The sequence below is a fragment of the Pseudomonas sp. LB3P58 genome (assembly GCF_054897895.1).
Map to the genome: position 1 here is coordinate 1527150 of NZ_JBUBVE010000001.1, position 20925 is coordinate 1548074.

Here is a 20925-nt window from a genome sequence, read left to right on the forward strand (position 1 = left end):
ACGGGCGATGCCTTTCAGCAGGCTGAGGCGGGGATTACAGTTTTGTCAGTTTCATGCCGTATTTATTGGCGTGTATCGGGCGTTGACGCTGCGGCCACAGTGCCGCTACCGCAATTGATATACGAAGACGACTTCAACCAACGCTGATCCGGATAGTAAGAAAACAACAACTGCCCATCTTTCATCGAATCAATCAACTTATGCGCAATTGCCGGCCGCACAGCCGGACAACCCAGGCTTCTACCGATCCGGCCATTCGCTCGGGCAAGAACCGGACTGACATAGGGCGCCCCGTGGATAACAATTGCCCGCTCAAATGCGTTGTCATTGAAGCCCGGCTCCAGACCTTCCATGCGCAAGGAATAACCGTTCTGGCCGACATAGCTTGACTGGGTGCGGTACAAACCGAGGCTGGTGGCAAAGCTTTCATTCTGGTTGGAGAACTTGACCGCCATGTTCTCGCCGCTGTTGCGACCATGGGCGACCAGTTCGTGGAACAGTAATTTACGTTTCTTCAGATCGAACACCCACAACCGTTGTTCGGTCGAAGGCAGTGAGTAGTCGATGACAGCAAGTCTTTGGACAGGTGCTTTACCTTGGGCCAAGCTGCATTGGGTAGCGCGTACGGCCAGCCCGATGACTTTGGCGTTGGCGCCTGGTGCTGCTTTGAGCAGCGCGGCTTCAAGCGAATCGGCGTAGGCTGCCGGTACCGAAACTGACGTCAGCAGCAAGGCCGTGAATAGGAAACCAAAGCGGTCTCGTGCCATATGTAAGTCTCACATTAATGTTTCGAGTCTAGCAGTGTGCAGGATGCTAGCCGTTGAATACGGGGCGATTAAGGATTATCCATGGGGCAGTTAACAAGGTTATTCGTCATAAGCCGCATCTTTTTTATGGGCTTTCTGATCAGCGGCGCAGCAATTGCAGAAACTTCGCCGATTGAGGCGGTATCGGCCGTCATCAGCAGAACTGGCGCAGCACCTGACGATTACGTCGCTCAAACGATTCAGGCGGCACTTGAGCCATTGAGTTCATCGTTTCCCCCCTTGCTCACTTCACGTGGTCATCAACGGGTGGATCCGAGTCGCGTGGTCATGGATTTTTACATGCACCGGGGTTATCGCTCGGCCTGGGCGAACGACAACGATGTCATTCAGTTATTGAAAAGCCTGAGCGAGACCCGGGCCGACGGGCTGGATCCTGCGGACTTTCATATTGATGAATTGGCGAACGCCAGAGCGTCGATGCAGGCAGCAGAGCCGACGGTGGCGCAACGAGCGGCGTTCGATATCGCGGCGACCCGGACCTTTATCACGGCGCTGCTGCAATTGCGGCGCGGCAAGGTTGACCCTTCGCGTCTGGACATCCATTGGAATTTCGACCCTGTCGGCGCCGATCCTCGTGGAGACATGAATAACTTGTTCGCCGCGCTCGATGCTCATGACGTGGCGCGGGCTTTCGCCGAAGCACCGCCACAAGAGGCGGTTTACCGCAGCCTGCGCGTGGGCCTGGCGCAACTGCGCAAGGTTCGGGACGCGGGCGGCTGGCCGAAGATTGCCGAAGGCCAATCGCTCAAGCCAGGCATGGATGACGCCTCTGTCGCGCAGTTGCGAGCACGTTTGGTGGTGGGTGGTTATCTGGCCCCATCAAAGAAGCCACGCACTGATTACGACGACAGCGTCACCGCGGCGGTGAAAAAGTATCAGACCGAGCAATACCTGGGGGCGGATGGCGTGGCGGGGGGCGCGACACTGGCTGCGTTGAATGTGCCCGTAGAGGCGCGGATAGACCAGGTTCGGGTGAACATGGAGCGCGCGCGTTGGTTGTTGTACAAACTTCAGGGCACTTTTGTCATCGTTGATATTGCGGGTTACAAGGTGGCGCTTTATCGCGACGGTAAAGCGATATGGCGTTCCCGGGTTCAGGTCGGTAAGCCGTTCCGCAGTACGCCGGTGTTTCAAGCCGAGATTACTTACGTAACGTTCAACCCCACCTGGACTGTGCCACCGACGATCCTCGTCAAAGACATGCTGCCCAAGATTCAACGAGATCCTGGCTACCTTGCCGCCAGCCGTATAAGAGCCCTTGATCGAGAGGGGAATGTGCTTGATCCGTCGACCGTCGACTGGGATAACCCGCGCGGTATCACGCTGCGACAGGATGCCGGGCCGGATAATTCGCTGGGACAGGTGGTCATTCGGTTTCCCAATGACTATTCGATTTATCTCCACGACACGCCGCATCGCGAGTTGTTTGCGCAGTCGCGCCGTGCCACCAGTTCAGGCTGCATACGGGTGGAGAACCCGCTGCAGTTAGTAGAGCTGTTATTCAACGACCCGGTTCGTTGGAACAGCGCCGGGATACAGGCTCAACTGGCGAACGGCAAGACCGAAAACATCAGGCTTCCCGTCAAGGTGCCGGTGCTGTTGGCTTACTGGACCGTGGACCTGAGTAACGATGGTCGAGTGATGTTTAAACCCGATGTCTACGGGTACGATTCCGCGGTACTGCGGGGGTTGAATCTGCCTTCGGATCTGCCCGTTCTGGATGTGCGACGAGCAGGAACTTCCTCTGTGGCGACGGGGCAAAATCGGCAATGGCCGTGAAGGAGGCAAGCGCTCTGCGTCAACCTTTGCACTCCGTCGCAGATTCCAGAGTTGGCGAAGCCAAAAGGTTGGCTCACCCGTTGAAAACTATCACAATGCCAAATAGTCACCGATCATCGATGTAAAGGGATAGGAAATTGAAGATGGATGTTGCGCAAAAAAAACCGTCACTCAACACAGGTATGCTTGATGTGCATGACTTCGATGAGTGCCGCAACATCCAAAAAGGTGCCGTGTTTATCATCGCCTCGGGGGCGTCCGCTAAAGATTTTCCGCTGGAAAAGTTTGCCGACATTCCGATGATTACGATGAATGGCGCCATCTCCATGTTCTCCGGGACAGGTACCAAGCCGTTCTTTTATGCCTGTACGGATCAAGGCTTTTCCCGAGAGCAACCCGAACTGTTTTCAGAGGCGATGCGCATCAGTCAGCGGGTTGCCCTGTGGCAAGAGCACAACTGGTATACGACGGTAGCGCCTGAGGGCGAACTGTATTTACTCGGCCGAGCACCCAAGCTCTCCTGGACTGACCTGGTTTTCAGGGCCGATAAAGAACTCGTCAGAAGTCGCAAACTCGGAAATGGCCGCAATAGAACCCTTGGTTTCAGCAAGAACCTTAAACGGGGTTTTTTTGATGCCCGTACCGTGGCTTATCTGGCTTTGCAAATTGCGTATCACGTGGGGTTTACCAAGGTGTTTCTGGTAGGCGTCGACTTTAATCAGTCTGTGAGTCGTTTTTACGAAGAGGGTGACACGCTAGCCTCCCCATGCCTGCTCGATCAGCATTTTTATACGAGAATCCTGCCGTCGTTCGAGATCTTGTCGAAGTACGTCGTGGATGATGATTTTCAGGTCTACAACCTGTCCAGTTCCTCAAGGATTTCGGGTGAACTCATTCCCCGAGTGACGTTGGATGAGATCGACAAGTTGATCTAAAGGTTGTTCGTGCTTTATTGAAATGGGCGCCCTCGGGGCGCCCATTTTTTGTTTGTAATTTATCGATCGTCAACCGTTCAGCACTTGTGTCGGATCTGCAAATAAGCGTCGCCTAAGCTTTGATTTATCCGGACATTCTTCCGGTACTTACAAGGACGGTGTGGCATGACTTTTTTAAAATTCGGCGCGTCGATCCTGATGGTCTGTTTGGCAGGCTGCGCAACCAGCAGTCGTTATGAACCTCCACCGGTTCCGGCATCAGCGATGACGCTAGACGATGGGCAAATTCATAGCACGTTAGTGGGTAAGCAGTTTTATGGAACCACCCGGCAGGGCAGTCACCCCTACTCGATCAGGTTTTTAGCCGATGGTATCGATGTGTTCGAGATGGCGCCTGACGCGCCGGAGAAAGAACGGTGGACTCTCAAAGACGGTGTTGTTTGCGTCATACCTAACAAGTACCCAACCGAGTGCAGCCAAGTGAAGGTCGCCAATAATGAGTATTGGTTTGTCGACCCGAAGAACGGGAGAGTCAACGCGCATCTGAAGCTCGCGCCTTGATGGTGATGCTCGTGAAGAAATGCGATGGCGACCCAGCGTGAACTCAAGCCGGTGCCCCATGAGATTGCCCGGCGGGCATACGAGCAAATGCGCCTGGGGGATGCAGAAAGTGCTCGGGCGCATTTGCACAGCGCGATGCGGCGACTAGCCAAAGGACATTTGCCCCATACCCCCCCGTAGACTAAGCTCACAAAAAATAAGGGTTTTGGGGTGTTACCCATGCCTTACCCTTACAGGACGCGCTTTTGCCTATCCCTCTTCACGATCCGCACAACGCCACCGGCGTCACGTTGAAACGGTTACCTCTGCGCAAAGCAGCGGTACTGTTTATTGCGGTCGTGTGCCTGAGCCTGTGCGGTTTGCTTTACCTGCAACTGGAGCAGTCGCGCCGGCATGACCTGGCGTTGGCGCAAGTGGCGTCATCAAACCTGACGCGGGCCATGGCGCAGCAGGCCGAAGACACCTTCATGCAAGCCGATCTGGTGCTGACCAGTCTGGCCGACTGGATTCAGGCTGACGGTTTCGGCACGCCCCAAAAGCCACGCTTGCAGAAAACGTTCGCCCGGCGGGTGCAGGCGCTGAGTCAATTGCACGGGATATTTCTGTTCGACCAGAAGGGGCAGTGGATCGTTAGCTCCTTCGAAAATCTGCCACGCGGCCCGGGTGTGTCGGATCGCGAATACTTCAAATTCCACCAGCAGAACGTCTCCTCCCTGGCGCACATCGGGCCGGCGATTCGCAGTCGGGAAAATGGCGAGTGGATCATCCCGATATCCAAACGGGTGAACGACAAGAATGGCAATTTCCAGGGCGTCTTGTTGGCCGGCATCAAGATGGCGTACTTCGATCAGTTCTTCAAAAGCTTCAGCATTGATGACAACGGTTCGATGTTTTTGGGCTTGACCGACGGAACGCTGCTGGCGCGACGGCCGTTTGTGGAATCGCTGATTGGCACATCACTGGCCAACAGCGAGATCTTCGAGAAATTGCTGCCCAACGCGCCCTCCGGCAACGCGATGTTCCGCTCGCTGGTCGATGGTGTTGTGCGGTTGTATGGCTACCGTCAGCTCGACGCTTATCCGCTGGTCGTGTCTGCCGCCTCGTCCAGGGATTCGATTCTCAAGGATTGGAACGACACGGCGTTTCGCTCCACAGTCATCGTTGCCCTGGTGGTGCTGGGCGTGGGGCTGTTCGGTTGGATGTTCCTTTATCAGGTGCGTGTCGGCGAACAGGTCGAGGCGGATTTGCGCACGGCGAAGGAAGCGCTGAAGCTGATCGCGACCCACGACAGTCTGACCGGCCTGGGCAATCGCCGGCTGTTCGAGGGAGCGCTGGACATCGAGTTCGGCCGAGGCGCCCGGCAGTCGAGTTCGCTGAGCCTGATCATGCTCGATATCGATTACTTCAAACGCTACAACGACGCTTACGGCCATGTGGCGGGGGACCATTGTCTGGCTGAAGTTGCGCGGGCGGTGAAGGGGTGCTGCCATCGAAAAGCCGATTTGGCCGTGCGCTACGGCGGTGAGGAATTTGCGGTATTGCTGCCCGACACCGACATTCATGGTGCGATGGTGATTGCCGAGCAGATCCGCCGCAGCGTCATGGACAAGAACATCATCCACAGCGGTTCACCCTCGGGCTTCGTGACGGTCAGTCTGGGTTGTTATTCGTTTGTGCCGACGGGGCGGGACAGCATGGAAGTGTTCATCGAACGTGCGGACGCGGCGCTGTATCAAGCCAAGCATTCGGGGCGAAACCGCTCGGCGGTGCTGTCGATGGAGGGCGGTGTCGAGGCACTGCTGCGTTCGGATCGTTGAGGTGTCTGTCGACGGTGTTTCACCCGCGCAACACCCCGGCCAGCCGGCTGTCTGCCTGTCAGATCCCCTTCAATTGATCGTCTAGAGTTGCGGTAACGCTGCCGATCCCGGCAGGTCCCCCCACCGCACGGATGATCGTCAAAATGTTGATTACTCAAGCATTGGCAGCCGTTGCTCTAACCGTTGCAGCCTGCGCCATCTTTCCGCTCGCGAGCCAGGCTCAATCGAAAGTCACAGCCGAAGAAGCACACGCCATCGGCGTGGATGCCTACCTTTATTTTTACCCGCTGTTGACCATGGACATCACCCGCAAGCAATTCACCAATATCGAACCGGGCAAGGAATTCGGTAAAGGTCCGATGAATACGTTTGTCAGCGTGCCGCAGTATCCACCTGCAAATTTCAAAGGGGTGGTGCGCTCGAACTTCGACACCTTGTATTCCATTGCCTGGCTGGATTTGACCCAAGAACCGCTGGTGATCGCAGCGCCCGATACGGCCGGGCGTTTTTACCTGCTGCCGATGCTCGACATGTGGACCGATGTGTTCGCCTCACCGGGCTGGCGCACCACGGGCACCCAAGCGGGGCAGTTTCTGGTGACGCCGCCGGGCTGGACCGGGACGGTGCCTGCCGGACTGAACCATCTGCCGGCGCCTACGCCCTTTGTCTGGGTCATTGGCCGCACCAAGACCGACGGCGCTGCGGACTACGCGGCCGTGCACAAAATTCAGGCTGGCTACACCGTGACACCGTTGTCCCGACTGGGTAAAAGCCCCGAGCCGGTCAGCGTGAACATTGACCCGGCCGTGGACATGAAGACCCCGCCAAAGATCCAGGTCGACTCAATGTCGGCGACCGACTACTTCGCCTACGCCGCCGAATTGCTCAAAATGCACCCTGCGCACATCACCGATCAACCGATCCTGGCACAGATGAAGCGTATCGGTATCGAGCCCGGAAAATCCTTCAACATGGATGCACTGGACCCTGAAATCAAAGCAGCGCTGCAGACCGTGCCCGAAGACGCGCAGACGCTGATGACGTGGAAGGTTCCAACCCTCGCTCGCGTGGTCAACGGCTGGTCGATGAACACCGACACCATGGGCGTCTACGGCAACTACTACCTCAAGCGCGCGATCGTTGCGCAGATGGGGCTCGGCGCCAACTTGCCCGAGGATGCGATTTATCCACTGAACATCGGCGATGTCGAAGGCAAGCCACTTGATGGAACGAACAAGTACGTGCTGCATTTCGACAAGGGTGAAATGCCGCCGGTAAACGCTTTCTGGTCGATCACCTTGTACGACCCTGAAGGATTCCAGGTCGGCAATGCGCTCAACCGGTTTGCGTTCAGTAGCTGGATGCCGTTCAAGACGAACGCCGACGGTTCGCTGGACATCTACTTCCAGCACGAAAACCCCGGCAAGGACCTTGAAGCCAATTGGCTGCCGGCACCGAAGGGCGGGTTCAACCTGACCATGCGTTTGTATGGGCCCAAGCCCGAGGTTTTGAACGGCAAGTGGAGCCCGCCGCCGGTCAAGCCAGCCTAGTACCGCGTTTCAGGCCAAAAAGCAGCCGACGATCATCGGCTGCTTTTACGCGTCCAGCTGCCCGTCCCGCCACCGGCGCCGCCCGTTCCACCGCCCGCCGCGCCCGTGCCACCCCCCGCGCCAGAGCCGCTGTTCCCGGCATTGCCACCATTTTCGCCACCCGACGAGCCCGATCCGCTATTGCCGCCGTTAGCGTTATGGTCGCTCGAGGGGTGGCCAGGGTTATTGTTGGGCGCCATGGTCGAGCCGCCGATTGAACCCGATTGGGTACCGGTCGCATCAGCGCCATCGCCGGAGGCTGCAAAGGTGCCGACGGACATGGCGGACAGCACTCCCGCCAGTAACAGCGAAGTCATTTTGATGATCATCATGGTGCGTCTCCCAAGATGAGGCATTCTCGACATCAAAAGGTACGCGAGCGATGCGTGCAATTACAGGGCAGCGGCCGTCGATTGGCAATGGTTGTGTTAACGGTTCTTCCATTGCGGCAATGGCTTGCGTTATCCAGGCGCCAGGGCCCAGCATGGCTGCTATGTTCAGTGAGCGTTCGGCGAGTGCCCCGGTAAAAAAGCATTGCGAGCGTCGCATCCCGATCAGGCAATCGATTGACAGGATCAAGTGCATGGATATGACCGCCGTTACCACCGTCGCCGCTCCCCGTCATACGCCGATAACCCGCAACCTGGTGTTGGTCGTCGGCCTGCTGTTTGTTCTGGGTGTGCTGATTGCCCTGTTGGCCTTGTTCAACATTGCCGGGCGTCTGGACGCCCAGGACCTGGCCAAGACCACGTTCTACACCCAGCGTGCGCTGGAAAACCGCATCACCGCCTCGAAAAGCTACGTCGCCAGTTATGCAAACTGGACGACCGCCTACGACCATTTGAACGGCGAGGTCGATGCGCAATGGGCTTACGTCGAGCAGAACGTGGGCAAAACCTTGTTCAGCATCGATCACTACGATGGCGTCTTCGTGGTCGATCATCAGCAAACCAAATACGCCGTGGTGCGCGGGCTTCAGGTGCAAGAGGCGGCGACCACCTATCTTTCGGCATCAATGGCGACGCTGATACAGGCAGTCCAGAGTCAGGAAAGCCTCATTGATCCGATCAGCCAGTTCACGCTGTTCGAGGGCAAACCGGCATTGCTGACGGCTGCCGCGATCGTCCCCAATGACGAAAGGCCGGCGGTCGATCCTCAAAGCACCTCGGTGCTGGTGTTCGTCGACCAATTAAGCCCTGACAAGCTCAGCGCCCTGGGCGCCGATTATGGTTTGCATGATTTAAACCTGGCGCCTGATAACGCCATCTCGCCCGGCAGGCCAGCCGTGGCACTGGCAGGCACTGGCTACAGCCTGGTTTCCCGACTTGAGCAACCGGGTCATCAGTTGCTCTGGTCGCTGCTGCCGCCATTGGGCGGCGCGCTGTTGGTGCTGGCGTTGTTAACGGCTTATTTCTTCCGGTATGTCTTACGCACGTCCGGGCACGTGGATGCCAGCTACACCAGCCTCGATTTATCGAACCAGGCGCTGGAGGCCAGTGAAGAGCGTTTTCGTGCCGTGGCTGAGGCCGCTTCCGACTGGATCTGGGAAATCGACGACAAGCATTGCATCTCTTATCTGTCAGGACGTTTCGCCACCGTCACCGGTTTTTCCGATCAGCAATGGATAGGGCAGGACATCGGGCAATTGCTCAATTGCGATACGCTGCCCTTGTCGCTGTGGCTGCATAAGCTCAATGAAGAACAACCCGTCAGCCATCTTCGCTGCTCCTATCGCGATCAGTCGGGGCAACAGCGTATTTGCCGGGTTTCGGCACGACCGATCCATCGCAAGGGCGCGGTGCTGGGCTATCGCGGAACGGCCAGCGACATCACCGATGAGGTCGCCGCCCATGCCCAGATCCAGCATCTGTCGTTGCACGATGCCCTGACGGGGCTGCCGAATCGCAACAAACTGGCGCGTTTCCTCGACGAGGCCCTGGCGCAGAAAGAGCATTCGGCGGCGCTGGTGCTGTTGATGATTGATCTGGATAACTTCAAGCCGATCAACGATTCCCTCGGTCACCCGGCCGGCGACGCCGTGCTGCTGGAAGTGGCCACCCGATTGCGCGAGTGCACGCGGGGCATCGATCTGGTCGCCCGGCTCGGTGGTGATGAGTTTGTGCTGGTGCTCAATGGCATGGACAGCCACGCCGAAATCGACCGGTTCTGCGAACGTTTGCTCGAGAGCCTGCAGCAGCCGATTCATTACGAGCATCACACGCTGCACATCGGCGCGAGCATCGGTGTCGCCTTGAGTCGGCGTCAGGGGCACATTCCCAATGAGCTGATCCGGTGTGCCGACATTGCGCTTTATCAGGCTAAATCCAACGGCAAGAAGACCTGGTGCTACTTTGCGCCGCACATGAACGATCAGATCCAGCACCGTCGGCAACTGGAAAACGACTTGCGCCGGGCGATCAAGAACAACGAGTTCGTGATGCATTACCAGCCGCGCTACAACATGGGCGGCAAGCAGGTGGTCTCGGTGGAGGCGTTGCTGCGCTGGCAGCATCCGGAGCAGGGGCTGCTGAGCCCCGACGAGTTTATCCCTTTGGCCGAGCAGACTGACCTGATCGTGCCTTTGGGGCGTTGGGTGTTGCGCGAAGCTTGTGAAACGGCCCTGACCTGGCCCGGTGCATTGATGGTGTCGGTCAATTTGTCGCCTGTTCAATTTGCCCGCAGCGACGTGGTGGAGGACGTCAGGGAGGCATTGATCCAGACCCGTTTACCGGCCAGTCGTCTGGAACTGGAAATCACCGAAAACGTGATGCTCATCGATGTGGATGGCGCGTTGGCGACCATGAATGCGCTCAAGGAACTGGGCGTGCGGTTGAACATGGACGACTTCGGTACCGGCTATTCGTCCCTCGGTTACTTGCGCACGTACCCGTTCGACGGGATCAAGATCGACAAGCGTTTCATCTCGTCCATGAGTGGCGGCGGCAATGACCGCGCCGTGGTGCAGGCGATCATCAACCTGGGCAAAGCCATGGGCCTGACCGTGACGGCAGAGGGCGTCGAGACCCTGGAACAACTGGACTTCCTGGTCTCGGACCAGTGCCATGAGGTGCAGGGTTTCTACTTGAGTCGGCCTATGGAAAAGCAGGCGTTGCTGCCGTTGCTGAAGGCATCGCATGACGAGTTTTCAGTGTAGGGGCGTGCCTTTAGTCGCCTGACTCGCTCGTAGAGGCAACTGCCGGGACGCAACCCCGGTCACAACTGGATATCGACCCTGCGTTGCGAGCGTTGGCCCATGAAGAACCTGAAAATCGCGACATTCAATGTCAACGGCATGCGCGCCCGACTGCCGAACTTGCTGGCCTGGCTTGCGCGGGAGCAACCGGACATCGCGTGTTTACAGGAACTCAAGTCGGTCGACAGTGCTTTCCCCGCCGCCGAGCTTGAGGCCGTTGGCTACGGCGCGATCTGGCAAGGTCAGTCTTCGTGGAACGGCGTGGCGATTCTGGCGCGGGATGCTCAGCCGCTGGAGAGTCGTCGAGGCCTGCCGGGTGATGACAGCGACACCCATAGCCGGTATCTGGAGGCCGCCGTGCACGGGGTTCTGGTGGGCTGCCTTTACCTGCCCAACGGCAACCCGCAGCCGGGGCCGAAGTTCGATTACAAGCTGGCCTGGTTCGAACGCCTGATCCGTTACGCGCAAACACTTCAGGCCAGTGAACATCCCGTGGTGTTGGCCGGTGACTACAACGTGGTGCCCACCGACCTCGACATCTACAACCCGCGATCCTGGCTGAAGGATGCGTTGCTGCAACCTGAAAGCCGCGAGTGTTATCAGCGCCTGCTGGCCCAGGGCTGGACCGACTCCTTGCGCCATCTGTATCCGGAGGATCGGCTCTATACCTTCTGGGATTATTTTCGTCAGCACTGGCAAAAGAACTCAGGGCTGCGCATCGATCATCTGTTGCTTAACCCGGCGCTCAGCCCTTATCTGCAGGAGGCCGGTGTCGATGCCTGGGTTCGCAACGAGCCCCATGCGAGTGATCATGCGCCGACGTGGATTCGGTTGAGTTCGCGCAAACTGCGTTGATATTGGCGTGTGCGCGATTGGTTAAATCAATTGTCAGTCGAACCGCTTTTTCCCTTATACATGGCGCCCATCGGCGGAGAAATCCGGCGCCATGCATAAGGACCGAGCAATGAGCGAGCCACACCTGAGCAATCTTGCGTTGTACCTGCAACGCCTGGGCTTCGACGCGCCTCCGGCGCCGACCCTGGAAACCCTGCGCCAACTTCAACTGCGCCACACCGCCGCCTTCGTGTTCGAAAACCTCACCACGCTGTCGGGTCAGCCGGTGCTCATCGACCTGCCGTCCATCGAGCAAAAGGTCCTGCACGACGGTCGCGGCGGCTACTGCTACGAACTCAACAACCTGTTCCTGGCCCTGCTTCAAGAGCTGGGCTTCGACGCTCGCGGTATCTCCGGCCGAGTGGTCATGGGCCAGCCCGAAGGCGCATGGACCGCCCGTACACACCGCTTGAGCCTGGTAACCCTGGACGGCGTGCGCTACATCACCGACGTCGGCTTCGGCGGCATGGTGCCCACCGCACCGCTGATGCTCGATACCCCGGCTGAACAGTTCACCCCTCACGAACCCTATCGCATCGAGCAGCACGAGGATGGCTACACCCTGCGCGCCAACGTCGCCGGCGAATGGCGGGCGATGTACATTTTCGATTTGCAGCGCCAGGAAGACATCGATTACGCCGTCGGCAACTGGTACGTCTCGACCCATCCCGAATCGTCGTTCGCCAGGCAGCTGATGGTGGCGCGCACCGGCGAAGGGGGGCGCCGCACGCTGAACAACGGCAGTTATGCGATTCATCGGATCGGCAGTGAGACTGAACGGCGGCAAGTGACGGATGTGGATGAATTGCTGGGTTTGTTGCGCAGCGAATTCGACATTCGGGTGCCACGGGAGGCGGCATTGCGCCGGGTTATTGAAGGGCTGATTCAACAGCCCTGAGCCTCACAGCTGCAGCCCCTCCTGCACCACCGACAGTAGATTGTCTTCGGTCATGGCGATCGCATCCGGTTGTTGCCCGGATTGATCGATCGCCTGCAGCCACCACTGCGTCTCGCCGTGTTCGCTCACGGTTCGCAGCATCGAGAGTGCCCTTGCCTGTGTGCGGATCTCGACCCGCCCGGCACCATCCTCGGTGAAACGAGCGACGGGGTCGAAGGTAATGCTGTGGTGGTTACCTTCAATCAGTAACTGGTCGATGGCGTAGTCGTAGGTCGCCCCGTCGGGATGACACTCGAAGACGTGCGTCGGTACTCGCCGGATGTTCAGCCCGGCTTCGCTGAGCGGCGCCAGCCAGGTTTCGATGAGGTGGTACAGCTCGTAAACCTGCGCAGGCCAGCCGTCTATCTGGTGATCTGCACAGAGTATCTCGTCGGCGCTGGACTGCTGGGTTTGCTTCAGTTTCGCGGCGAGTTGGTCAGCCTTGCTCATGTCGATGTCCTATCGTGGTCTCAGTGAGAGCGTACCTCTATCAAGGTAGTGCACGTCTTGCCTTGCGTCATGTTGCCGGGAGGTTTTGGCTTCATATCAGGGAAGGTGCGGCGCAAGTCTCAGGTGTGGAATGGCCATGTGTCCATAATCTGACTGATTAGTTGTATACAACTCTATAGACATTTGTCCTGAGTATTGAATACAGTGTGCGCACAACAAAAACCAGGGAACCCCCCAAACCATGAAAACGCCCCATGTTTCACACCAACGGCCTGAGGATGAAAATCTCGGGGTCGGCGCGAATATGGCTTACGGCCTGCAACACGTTCTGACCATGTACGGCGGCATCGTTGCGGTGCCTTTGATCATCGGCCAGGCGGCCGGGCTCTCGCCAGCGGACATCGGTTTGTTGATTGCTGCTTCATTGTTTGCAGGGGGGCTGGCGACGTTGCTGCAAACCCTGGGCTTACCGTTTTTCGGTTGCCAATTGCCGCTGGTACAGGGCGTGTCGTTCTCTGGTGTCGCGACGATGGTGGCGATTGTCAGCAGCGGCGGGGAGGGCGGGTTTCAATCGATTCTCGGGGCGGTGATTGCCGCGTCGTTGATCGGCCTGCTGATCACGCCGGTGTTCTCGCGAATCACCAGGTTTTTCCCTCCGCTGGTCACGGGCATTGTGATCACCACCATCGGCCTGACGCTGATGCCAGTGGCCGCACGCTGGGCCATGGGTGGCAACAGCCATGCGCCGGACTTTGGCAGCATGGCGAACATCGGTCTGGCGGCGGTGACGCTGGTGCTGGTCCTGCTGTTGAGCAAGATCGGCAGCGCGACCATCTCGCGCTTGTCGATCCTGCTGGCGATGGTTATCGGCACGGTGATCGCGGTGTTCCTTGGCATGGCGGACTTCTCGTCCGTCACTCAAGGCCCGATGTTCGGCTTCCCGACGCCGTTCCACTTTGGCATGCCGACCTTCCACTTTGCCGCGATCCTGTCGATGTGCATCGTGGTCATGGTGACCCTGGTGGAAACCTCGGCTGACATCCTCGCCGTCGGTGAAATCATCGGCACCAAGGTCGATTCCAAACGCCTGGGCAACGGCCTGCGCGCCGACATGCTGTCGAGCATGATCGCGCCGATCTTCGGCTCCTTCACCCAAAGCGCGTTCGCCCAGAACGTCGGACTGGTGGCGGTGACCGGGATCAAGAGCCGCTTCGTGGTGGCTACCGGCGGTTTGTTTCTGGTGATCCTCGGTTTGCTGCCGTTTATGGGCCGCGTCATCGCCGCTGTACCGACTTCGGTTCTCGGCGGCGCCGGTATCGTGCTGTTCGGCACCGTGGCGGCCAGCGGTATTCGTACGCTGTCCAAGGTCGACTACCGCAACAACGTCAACCTGATCATCGTCGCCACCTCCATCGGCTTCGGCATGATCCCCATCGCTGCGCCGAACTTCTACGACCACTTCCCAAGCTGGTTCGCCACGATCTTCCACTCCGGCATCAGCTCCTCGGCGATCATGGCCATCGTGCTGAACCTGACCTTCAACCACCTCACTGCCGGTAACTCCGATCAGCAGTCGGTGTTCGCGGCCGGTACTGAGCGCGTTCTGCGTTATCAGGATCTGGCAGCGTTGCGCGAAGGGGATTATTTCAGCGAAGGCAAACTGCGTGACTGCGACGGGAATGAGATTCCGGTGGTGGAGGTGGCTCATGCATCAGACGAGCACCACCCCATCCATGCGAAAAGCAGTGAGCATGTCTGACGGTGGTGCCCGTTAAGTAAGCAAACAACCGACCGCCGTCTTTTCAGACGGCGGTTTTTTCTTGGCCCTGACGCAAGCGGGTGCTGACCAGTGCCGCGAAGACCAGTAAACCGGCGATCACCAGCAAGCCATTGCGCGTGCTGCCGGTGGCTTGTTCGATCAGGCCCATCACCGACGGACCGACGAAGCCACCCAGTAAACCGCAGGTGGTGACGAACGCCAGGCCACCCGCCAGGGCGGTTCCGCTCAAGCGGCTGGAGGGGAAGACAAAGATGATCGACTGCACGACGAACAGCATCAGTGCCGTCAGTGAAAAGCCGATCAGGCCGATGTAAGAATTGGAAAACGAGGCCAGCAGCAGTCCGGCAGACATGGTCAGCAGGCCAAAGAATAGAATGCGTCGGCACCGCTGCGGTGACGTGGCCAGGCGCGGAAAAGTGGCGGCACCGATGGCGGCAGCAATCCACGGCACGGACGTCAGCAGGCCGATTTGCAGTGGCGACAAAGCACCATAGGTCCCGATGATGCCGGGCAGGAAGAAGATCACGGTATAGATAGTGATCTGGTGCACGAAGTAGACGACGATCGCCAGCCAGATTTGTTTATCGCGCAACATCTGGCTGAGGCGGGTTTGTTGTGGGGCGTCGTCGTTCTCGGCGTTCAAGCGCTCTTCGATTTCCCTCGCGTCAGCCGCCGACAGCCAGGACGCGGAGGAGGGGCCGTCGGGCAGTTTCTTCCACACTACATAGGCCAGCGCCACGGCTGGCAGACCTTCCAGTACGAACAACCACTGCCAGCCATGCCAGCCGAGCCAGCCATCGAGTTGCAACAGCGCGCCGCCCAACGGGCCGCTGAGAATATTCGCCACGCAGACACCGAGCAGAAAATACCCGGTGGCGCGGGCGCGTTGTTCGCGGTTGAACCAGTAGGTCAGGTACAGCATGACGCCCGGAAACAGGCCCGCTTCGGCGACGCCCAGCAACAGGCGCATGACATAGAACGAGGTTTCACCCTGGACGAACGCCATGCCCGTCGAGAGCAGGCCCCAGGTGATCATGATGCGAGTGATCCAGAATCGCGCGCCGACCTTTTGCATGATCAGGTTGCTGGGCACTTCGAACAGTGCGTAGGTCAGGAAGAACAACCCGGCACCCAGGCCATACGCCGCAGCGGAAAGCCCAAGGTCGATGCCCATGCTGGCTTTGGCCAGGGCAATGTTGGTGCGGTCAAGAAAACTCATGACATAGACCACGACCAGCAGCGGCATCAGTTTGCGCAACAGTAGGTTGGTCAAGCGTTGTTCGTTACAGGCAGCAGGGGCCTGGGCAACTGCGATGGTGCTTAGGATTGTCATTTTTATAGTCCTAATGTGGGCAAGTGCGCGAGTCATGGCGCCCGGTGCAAAGGGGCGCCACTGTGCCGTTGCGCTAACGGAAGGTGCTGCTTAGCGGTCAGGATTGGGCAAGATCAATCCACACCGGGCCGTTGGGATACTGGTAGCGTTCCAGGGTTTCGGCGGTCATTTCGATGCTGTAGCCGGGCCGTTGCGGCGGCATGTAGCGACCGTTGCGAATCACCACGGGCTCCAGGAAGTGCTCGTGCAGGTGATCGACGTATTCCAGCACGCGATTTTGCAGCGAGCCGGAGACCGCGATGTAATCGAACAGCGAGATGTTCTGCACGTACTCGCACAAGCCGACGCCGCCGCCATGCGGGCACACCGGCACGTCGAACTTGGCGGCCATCAGCAACACGATCAACACTTCGTTGAGACCGCCCAGGCGTGCGGCGTCCAACTGGCAGAAGTCCAGTGCCTGGGCCTGGAACATTTGCTTGAACATCACCCGGTTATGGCAGTGTTCACCGGTGGCGACGCCAATCGGTGCGATCCGCTGGCGGATGGTCGCGTGTCCGAGGATATCGTCCGGGCTGGTCGGCTCTTCGATCCACCATGGATCGAAAGCGGCCAGGCGACGCATGTTTGCCACCGATTCATCGACACTCCAGACCTGATTGGCGTCCATCATCAAGGTGCGCTCCCAGCCGATTTCTTCGCGCAGGATCGCGGCGCGGCGCATGTCGTCCTCCAGGTTGGCGCCGATTTTCTGTTTGAAGTGGGTCCAGCCATCGGCGACGGCTTCGCGGGCCAGTCGGCGCATTTTCTCTTCCGAGTAACCCAGCCAGCCCGGCGCAGTGGTGTAGCCGGGATAGCCTTCGCGCAGCATCTGGGCTTCACGCTTGGCTTTGCCGGGGGCCTGGCGACGAAGCAGGGCAATGGCTTCCTCAGGGGTGATGGCGTCGGTCACGTAGCTGAAGTCGAGGCAGGCGACGAGTTGTTCGGGCGTCATGTCCGCCAGCAGTTTCCACACCGGCTTTGCTTCGGTCTTGGCCCACAGGTCCCACACGGCGTTGACGATGGCGGCGGTGGCCAGGTGAATCACGCCCTTTTCCGGGCCCAGCCAGCGCAGTTGGCTGTCACCCACGGTGATGTTGTGCCAGAAGCGGCCCATGTCGGCGGTGATCTCTTCCAGCGTCAACCCGACGATCAGTGGCGCCAGCGATTGCACGGCGGCCACGCAGATTTCATTGCCACGGCCAATGGTGAAAGTCAGGCCATGGCCTTCCAGGCCGTGTGCCGAATCGGTGTGCAATACCACGTAGGACGCCGAATAGTCTGGCGCGCTGTTCATGGCGTCAGAACCGTCGAGTGACCGGGAAGTAGGGAAACGAATGTCGCGAACGCTCAGGTGGGTGATTCGAATACTCATGGAGAACTCTTTTTATAGGTGACCACTTGGGAGCTCGACTGTAGGGTGGTCGGCGATATAGGCATAATCGTCGATTCGTATAGATGGATATTAAAATTGATATGTCAGAGCAGCCGAAAGTCCCAACGCTCGCCAACCCGGCACCGGCGAAAACCTTCAGTTCGCTGAAGATTTCCAGTCGCCAGATTGCACTGCTCAATGCCTTGGGCGAGTTCCGTAACCTGCGCCGAGCAGCGGCTGCGATGCACACCACTCAGCCGGCCGCGAGCCTGTTATTGCAGCAGTTGGAAGTACGCCTCGGCGCCAAGCTGTTCGAGCGCCTGCCGCGGGGCATGGAACCGACGTTGTATGGCGAAGTGATGATTCATTATGCCCATGGGGCCATTCATGAATTCGAGCACGCCGAAGCGCAGCTGGCGGAGCTGGCGCGCGGTGCCTCGGGGTTGGTGCGCATCGGCACGGTGATGGGGCCGGTGCCGACCTTGTTAACCAGGGGCGTGTTGGCATTCAAGGCGGATAACCCGAAGGTGCGCATCTGTATTGAAGTCGGGACCAGCGACACGTTGCTGCCGGCGCTGATTCGCGGCGATTTTGATGTGGTGCTGGGGCGGCTCCCGGACCAGATCGACAGCCAGGGGCTGGATATTCAACTGTTCGAAAAGGGCGAGCAGATGCGCGTCATCGCGCGTCCCGGGCATGTGCTGGCCACGGCTGCAAAATTGAGCCTGGTCGACCTGGTGACGCAGACCTGGATTCTGCATCCAATCGGCAGCCCGATGCGTCGTCACGTGGAAAGCGCACTGAAGGCCGGGGGCATGGTGCAGACGCTGGACATCGTTGAAACCGCTTCGATTCTGACCACCACCTCGATGATCGAAGCGTCGGACATGATCGCCGTGGTGCCCAATGATGTAGCTGAGCATTACCTGCGCTATGGCATGGTGGCGATCCTGCCGGTCGAGTTACCCATCTCCATGGTCAACATCGGCCTGCTGACACGCCAGTCGCGGCCACTGTCGGCGGCCGTCAGCAAACTGCTGGGTTATCTCAATGAGTATGGGAAGGGGTAACCCGGAACGCTAAAACGAAAAAACCCGCCAGAAGGCGGGTTTTTCGAGTGGTTCAGAGATATTTCTCTGGAACCTTGTCTGGCTCCACGACCTGGACTCGAACCAGGGACCCAGTGATTAACAGTCACTTGCTCTACCAACTGAGCTATCGCGGAATGGCGTGTATGTTACTGATTCAAAAAGAGAAGTCAAGCACCTGTTAGCAATTTGGCGGGTTCATGGGGACGGACGGTGGTTTATCGACCGCGGGCGGTTACCAGAATCGCCTTAGAGGTCTACCATGGCTGCCCGGAAGTGGTTACACGCGCTGCCGGCCATTCGCCGAAAAGGTACGCGCCATGAATCACCCAACCACCACACCTCGCCACAATGGGGTGTTCGCATGAGCATCGCTCAGATCAGCCTGCCCAAAGGCGTCGGCCCGCACGCCGAAAAACTGTTCGACGCAATCACTCAGGCCAGCACCGCTGACGATTTGAACCGTGCCGGTGGCAAGGCGGAAGGTTTTGTATTGGGCCTGGAAAGCGCCAAGGCCATCAAAAGCCAGGTCGCCGAATCGCTCTACGTCGCCTATGACGACGCTGCCAGCCAGCGCGCAACCGAACTGGCCTAACCGCCGAAGGTGACGGTGGCGAGCATCAGTTTGGCGTACAACATCGTTGCGGCCAGCTGCACCAGCCACAAGGCCAGGCCGCCGAGAAACACACCGGCAGCGACTTGCATCACCAGGTTATTACTGCGTTTGGCCGGGGTGCGAGGCACGAAGTGGTCCAGCTCATCGCGGTCGGCGCGTAGGTCATCGTTTTTCATGTTGGTTCTCGTAAGAATTCGGGGTGTACTCAAAACCTGTGGGAGCGAGCTTGCTCGCGAATGCGGTACAACATTCAACAATGATGTTGGCTGACACGACGCCTTTCGCGAGCAGGCCCGCTCCCACATTTGATCTGTGTGCAGTCTAGAGCCCTCGGTCGTTGCTTTGAGAATTATCTCTGACAAACAAAAAACGGGAAGCCATTTGGCTTCCCGTTTTTCGTATCACCGGACGACTCAGATCACCGCAACGATGGCCTTGGTCACAACGTCGATGTTGCTCTGGTTCAACGCGGCCACGCAGATGCGGCCGGTGTCCAGGGCGTAGATACCGAACTCGCTGCGCAGGCGGGTCACTTGCTCAACCGTCAGGCCGGAGTAGGAGAACATGCCGCGCTGACGACCGACGAAGCTGAAGTCACGCTGTGGAGCTTGCTTCGCCAGCTGCTCAACCATCTGGATGCGCATGCCGCGAATCCGCAGGCGCATTTCAGCCAGTTCTTCTTCCCACTGAGCGCGCAGTTCCGGGCTGTTCAGTACAGCGGCGACGATGCTTGCACCGTGGGTCGGCGGGTTGGAGTAGTTGGTGCGGATCACGCGTTTGACTTGCGACAGCACGCGCGCGCTTTCTTCTTTCGATTCGCTGACGATCGACAGGGCGCCCACGCGCTCGCCGTACAACGAGAACGATTTGGAGAACGAGCTGGAAACGAAGAAGGTCAGGCCCGATTCAGCGAACAGACGTACAGCCGCGGCGTCTTCGTCGATGCCGTCGCCAAAGCCCTGGTAGGCCATGTCGAGGAACGGTACGTGACCTTTGGCTTTCACCACGTCCAGCACGTTATTCCAGTCCGCCGGGCTCAGGTCCACGCCGGTCGGGTTGTGGCAGCAAGCGTGCAGGACAACGATGGAGCCGGACGGCAGGGCGTTCAAGTCTTCCAGCAAGCCAGCACGGTTCACGTCGTGGGTCGCGGCGTCGTAGTAGCGATAGTTCTGCACCGGGAAACCGGCCGTTTCGAACAGCGCGCGGTGGTTTTCCCAGCTCGGGTCGCTGATCGCCACGACGGCGTTTGGCAGCAATTGCTTGAGGAAGTCGGCACCGATTTTCAGCGCGCCAGTACCGCCAACGGCTTGGGTGGTGATGACGCGGCCAGCAGCGATCAGCGGCGAGTCATTGCCGAACAGCAGTTTTTGCACAGCCTGGTCGTAGGCGGCGATGCCGTCGATTGGCAAGTAGCCACGGGAAGCGTGTTGAGCGACGCGAATCGTCTCGGCTTCGACAACGGCGCGCAGGAGTGGAATTCGCCCCTCCTCGTTGCAGTAAACACCGACCCCCAGGTTGACCTTGTTGGTACGGGTGTCGGCGTTGAATGCTTCGTTGAGGCCCAGGATTGGATCACGTGGTGCCATTTCGACAGCGGAGAACAGGCTCATTTTGCGGCGGCTCTGAATGGAAAGTGGAGGGACGTGTCGCGCTCCAGCCGAATGCACTAGAGCGGTGCACAAACGGGGAGCTAGTATAGAGGCCATCTGCGA

The 20925-nt window shown here is 58.7% G+C and carries 18 protein-coding genes, 1 tRNA gene and 1 pseudogene; 12 read left to right on the forward strand and 8 right to left on the reverse strand.

What is annotated here, in order from left to right:
• Window positions 1-62: 62 nt before the first annotated feature.
• Window positions 63-767: a murein L,D-transpeptidase catalytic domain family protein gene (locus ACYZTZ_RS07060; RefSeq protein WP_461997640.1), complete on the reverse strand. Its 705-nt coding sequence runs from the start codon at window positions 765-767 to the stop codon at window positions 63-65.
• Between the two features lie 81 nt (window positions 768-848).
• Here ACYZTZ_RS07060 and ACYZTZ_RS07065 point away from each other — a divergent pair, with 81 nt between their 5' ends.
• The 6 genes and pseudogenes from ACYZTZ_RS07065 (at window position 849) to ACYZTZ_RS07090 (ending at window position 7469) form a co-directional block, all read left to right on the forward strand.
• On the forward strand, window positions 849-2606 hold the full coding sequence (locus ACYZTZ_RS07065) for a L,D-transpeptidase family protein (protein WP_461997641.1): 1758 nt from the start codon (window positions 849-851) through the stop codon (window positions 2604-2606).
• A gap of 143 nt (window positions 2607-2749) precedes the next feature.
• On the forward strand, window positions 2750-3541 hold the full coding sequence (locus ACYZTZ_RS07070; protein ID WP_461997642.1) for a lipopolysaccharide biosynthesis protein: 792 nt from the start codon (window positions 2750-2752) through the stop codon (window positions 3539-3541).
• Window positions 3542-3706: 165 nt separating this feature from the next.
• Window positions 3707-4102: a hypothetical protein gene (locus ACYZTZ_RS07075; RefSeq protein WP_461997643.1), complete on the forward strand. Its 396-nt coding sequence runs from the start codon at window positions 3707-3709 to the stop codon at window positions 4100-4102.
• 21 nt (window positions 4103-4123) lie between these two features.
• Window positions 4124-4282 (forward strand): annotated as a pseudogene (locus ACYZTZ_RS07080) (aldolase); the annotation flags it as partial.
• 65 nt (window positions 4283-4347) lie between these two features.
• Window positions 4348-5919 carry a sensor domain-containing diguanylate cyclase gene (locus ACYZTZ_RS07085; protein ID WP_461997644.1) on the forward strand — a complete coding sequence of 524 codons (1572 nt, stop codon included), beginning with the start codon at window positions 4348-4350 and terminating at the stop codon, window positions 5917-5919.
• 143 nt (window positions 5920-6062) lie between these two features.
• Window positions 6063-7469 carry a DUF1254 domain-containing protein gene (locus tag ACYZTZ_RS07090; RefSeq protein WP_461997645.1) on the forward strand — a complete coding sequence of 469 codons (1407 nt, stop codon included), beginning with the start codon at window positions 6063-6065 and terminating at the stop codon, window positions 7467-7469.
• Between the two features lie 32 nt (window positions 7470-7501).
• On the opposite strand, the gene ACYZTZ_RS07095 is transcribed toward ACYZTZ_RS07090, so the two are convergent.
• The gene (locus ACYZTZ_RS07095; protein WP_461997646.1) at window positions 7502-7840 is read right to left on the reverse strand and encodes a hypothetical protein; all 339 of its coding nucleotides are present in this window, start codon (window positions 7838-7840) and stop codon (window positions 7502-7504) included.
• A gap of 251 nt (window positions 7841-8091) precedes the next feature.
• On the opposite strand from ACYZTZ_RS07095, the gene ACYZTZ_RS07100 reads away from it, so the two are divergent.
• The 3 genes from ACYZTZ_RS07100 to ACYZTZ_RS07110 all read left to right on the forward strand — a co-directional run bounded on the left by ACYZTZ_RS07100 (window position 8092) and on the right by ACYZTZ_RS07110 (window position 12493).
• On the forward strand, window positions 8092-10662 hold the full coding sequence (locus ACYZTZ_RS07100) for a bifunctional diguanylate cyclase/phosphodiesterase (RefSeq protein ID WP_461997647.1): 2571 nt from the start codon (window positions 8092-8094) through the stop codon (window positions 10660-10662).
• A gap of 99 nt (window positions 10663-10761) precedes the next feature.
• Complete coding sequence (locus ACYZTZ_RS07105) at window positions 10762-11556, forward strand: exodeoxyribonuclease III (protein WP_461997648.1); 795 nt, start codon at window positions 10762-10764, stop codon at window positions 11554-11556.
• Between the two features lie 109 nt (window positions 11557-11665).
• Window positions 11666-12493, forward strand: a complete 828-nt coding sequence (locus ACYZTZ_RS07110) for an arylamine N-acetyltransferase family protein (protein ID WP_461997649.1) — start codon at window positions 11666-11668, stop codon at window positions 12491-12493.
• A gap of 3 nt (window positions 12494-12496) precedes the next feature.
• On the opposite strand, the gene ACYZTZ_RS07115 is transcribed toward ACYZTZ_RS07110, so the two are convergent.
• Window positions 12497-12982, reverse strand: coding sequence for a hypothetical protein (locus ACYZTZ_RS07115; protein ID WP_461997650.1), 486 nt, complete (start codon window positions 12980-12982; stop codon window positions 12497-12499).
• Window positions 12983-13223: 241 nt separating this feature from the next.
• Between ACYZTZ_RS07115 and ACYZTZ_RS07120 the strand changes: the two genes are divergently transcribed.
• Window positions 13224-14741 (forward strand): nucleobase:cation symporter-2 family protein, encoded by a 1518-nt coding sequence (locus ACYZTZ_RS07120; RefSeq protein WP_046047754.1) that lies wholly within the window; start codon window positions 13224-13226, stop codon window positions 14739-14741.
• Window positions 14742-14784: 43 nt separating this feature from the next.
• Here ACYZTZ_RS07120 and ACYZTZ_RS07125 read toward each other — a convergent pair whose 3' ends face one another.
• Together ACYZTZ_RS07125 and ACYZTZ_RS07130 are read right to left on the reverse strand one after the other, a co-directional pair.
• Complete coding sequence (locus ACYZTZ_RS07125; protein WP_461997651.1) at window positions 14785-16095, reverse strand: MFS transporter; 1311 nt, start codon at window positions 16093-16095, stop codon at window positions 14785-14787.
• A gap of 97 nt (window positions 16096-16192) precedes the next feature.
• A complete protein-coding gene (locus ACYZTZ_RS07130; protein WP_461997652.1) occupies window positions 16193-17509 on the reverse strand; it encodes an L-fuconate dehydratase in 1317 nt (438 codons plus the stop codon).
• Window positions 17510-17592: 83 nt separating this feature from the next.
• On the opposite strand from ACYZTZ_RS07130, the gene ACYZTZ_RS07135 reads away from it, so the two are divergent.
• Window positions 17593-18579 (forward strand): LysR family transcriptional regulator, encoded by a 987-nt coding sequence (locus tag ACYZTZ_RS07135; protein ID WP_461997653.1) that lies wholly within the window; start codon window positions 17593-17595, stop codon window positions 18577-18579.
• Between the two features lie 79 nt (window positions 18580-18658).
• Here the strand turns inward: ACYZTZ_RS07135 and ACYZTZ_RS07140 are convergent.
• Window positions 18659-18734 (reverse strand) — tRNA-Asn (locus ACYZTZ_RS07140).
• Between the two features lie 227 nt (window positions 18735-18961).
• On the opposite strand from ACYZTZ_RS07140, the gene ACYZTZ_RS07145 reads away from it, so the two are divergent.
• Complete coding sequence (locus ACYZTZ_RS07145) at window positions 18962-19192, forward strand: hypothetical protein (protein ID WP_010456061.1); 231 nt, start codon at window positions 18962-18964, stop codon at window positions 19190-19192.
• On the opposite strand, the gene ACYZTZ_RS07150 is transcribed toward ACYZTZ_RS07145, so the two are convergent.
• Both ACYZTZ_RS07150 and ACYZTZ_RS07155 read right to left on the reverse strand, forming a co-directional pair.
• Entirely contained in the window at window positions 19189-19389 is a 201-nt protein-coding gene (locus ACYZTZ_RS07150; RefSeq protein ID WP_095128607.1) for a hypothetical protein, read from the reverse strand. The two genes, ACYZTZ_RS07145 and ACYZTZ_RS07150, sit on opposite strands and share 4 nt — an antisense overlap.
• Window positions 19390-19626: 237 nt before the next feature.
• The gene (locus ACYZTZ_RS07155) at window positions 19627-20823 is read right to left on the reverse strand and encodes an amino acid aminotransferase (RefSeq protein ID WP_033061869.1); all 1197 of its coding nucleotides are present in this window, start codon (window positions 20821-20823) and stop codon (window positions 19627-19629) included.
• Window positions 20824-20925: the final 102 nt, after the last annotated feature.